This is a genomic window from Sinomonas sp. G460-2, from assembly GCF_047759905.1.
Taxonomy (GTDB): Bacteria; Actinomycetota; Actinomycetes; order Actinomycetales; family Micrococcaceae; genus Sinomonas.
The window spans coordinates 1-1,847 of the sequence record NZ_JBKZWT010000488.1 but is presented as its reverse complement, the minus strand read 5'-3'; the positions used below and the strand labels follow the sequence as shown (position 1 = coordinate 1,847).

The window sequence follows — 1,847 nt, the reverse complement described above, 5'->3', positions numbered from 1 at the left end:
GCGACGTTGGCCTGCGTCGCGGGGTGGCGCCACATCTCGGTGTGCATGGCCGGGGCCATGAGCACCGGGCAGCGCGCCGTGAGAAGCGCGTTCGTGAGCAAATCGTCAGCGTGGCCGCCCGCCGCGCGGGCCAGGAGGTCCGCAGTCGCGGGCGCGACGACGATGAGCTCAGCCTCGTGCCCGAGCCGCACGTGGTTGACGGATTCGACGGCCTCGAACACGCTCGTGCGGACGGGCTTGCCCGAGAGGGCCTCCCACGTCGCCTTGCCGACGAAGGAGAGCGCGGCGTCGGTCGGGACGGCCGTCACGTCGTGCCCGGCCTCCGTGAACAGACGGAGGAGCGAGGCGGCCTTATAGGCTGCAATCCCGCCCCCGACGCCCAAGACGACGCGCAACGACCCTCCCGAAGTCAGTCAGTGAGCCTTAGTCCTGCGCGGCCGACTCGTCGTCGGAGCGCTTCGCGACGAGCAGCCCGTCGTTGATCTCCCGCAGCGCGATCGAGAGCGGCTTCTCGTTGAGCTTCGTGTCCACGAGCGGGCCGACGTACTCGAAGAGGCCCTCGTGCAGCTGGGCGTAGTACGCGTTGATCTGGCGGGCGCGCTTGGCTCCGAAGATCACGAGCCCGTACTTCGAGTCCGACTTCGTGAGCAGATCGTCGATCGGCGGGTTGATGATTCCTTCGGGGTTCGAAGTCACGAATTTCTCCAATGCACTGGTGCGGGGCGGAACGGACACACTAACGCGCCGATTGGTGCGCGTGCGGTGTCAGTCCCATGAGTGAAACAAGCTCGTCTGCCGCGCGCCGGACATCGTCATTGACGACCGTGAAATCGAACTCCGGCTCGGCAGCGAGTTCTATTTTAGCCGTTTCGAGGCGGCGCTGCTGTTCTTCGGGGCTCTCCGTGCCGCGTCCCACGAGCCGGCGGACCATCTCGTCCCAGCTCGGCGGGGCCAGGAACACGAAACGAGCCTCGGGCATGGCCTCCTTGACCTGGCGCGCGCCCTGCAGGTCGATCTCGAGGAGGACGGCCTTGCCCTGGGCAATCGCGTCGTCGACCGAAGCCCTGAGGGTGCCATAGCGGTTGGCGCCGTGCACCACGGCCCACTCGAGGAACTCACCTTCGGCGACAAGCTGCTCGAACTCCTCGGGCGACTTGAAGAAGTAGTGGACGCCCTCACGCTCACCGGGACGGGCCGGGCGGGTCGTCGCGGAGACCGAGAGCCACACCTCGGGGTAGTTGTCTCGGATGTACGTCGAGACCGTTCCCTTCCCCACCGCGGTGGGTCCCGCGAGGACCGTCAGGCCCGTGTGCTTGGCCGCGCCGCGCGCATGGCGCTCCCCGCCGGCTGCGCTCGTTGTGCTGTCCACGCGTGTACCCGTGCTCCTTGCCTCTTCCGCTGGCGTGCGCCATGTGGCGACGCTCGGGCGCCAAAACGTTACTGCGCCTCGAGAAAATCTATCAGCGCGCGGCGCTGGTGGATGCCCAGGCCTCGCAGGCGGCGGCTCGGGGCGATGCCGAGTTGGCCCAGGATGGCGAGCGAGCGCACGGGCCCGATCCCGTGGAACGACTCGAGCATCTCCGTGACCTTGAGCCGGGCGAGCGCTTCGTCTGCGGTGGCCCGCTCGAACAGCTCGTCGAGGCCGAGCGTGCCGGCCTTGAGCGCGGACTTGGCCTCGGCACGCCGTGCGCGGGCGGCCGTGGCCTTGGACACCGCCCTGCTGCGCTCCTCCGAGGTCAAGGGGTTGAGTCCCACAGTCGCCTCCCAGCTCGACTAACACGCGCACCCCCACGCGGATGACAACGAACCTAGTCCTCCGCGCCGCCGCGTGGCAATGCGCAGCGTGC

The 1,847-nt window shown here is 68.4% G+C and carries 4 protein-coding genes; all 4 read right to left on the bottom strand.

What is annotated here, in order from left to right; genetic code table 11:
* Positions 1 to 395, bottom strand: a 395-nt coding sequence (locus ACLN58_RS21750; protein WP_415857293.1) for a flavoprotein, incomplete at its 3' end; no start/stop codon positions are given.
* Positions 396 to 423: 28 nt separating this feature from the next.
* Positions 424 to 696 (bottom strand): DNA-directed RNA polymerase subunit omega, encoded by a 273-nt coding sequence (rpoZ, locus tag ACLN58_RS21745; RefSeq protein WP_415857292.1) that lies wholly within the window; start codon positions 694 to 696, stop codon positions 424 to 426.
* A 40-nt stretch (positions 697 to 736) separates the two neighbouring features.
* Positions 737 to 1,303 carry a guanylate kinase gene (gene gmk, locus ACLN58_RS21740; protein ID WP_415857294.1) on the bottom strand — a complete coding sequence of 189 codons (567 nt, stop codon included), beginning with the start codon at positions 1,301 to 1,303 and terminating at the stop codon, positions 737 to 739.
* Between the two features lie 134 nt (positions 1,304 to 1,437).
* Positions 1,438 to 1,755 (bottom strand): integration host factor, actinobacterial type, encoded by a 318-nt coding sequence (mihF, locus tag ACLN58_RS21735; protein ID WP_415857291.1) that lies wholly within the window; start codon positions 1,753 to 1,755, stop codon positions 1,438 to 1,440.
* Positions 1,756 to 1,847 lie beyond the last annotated feature (92 nt).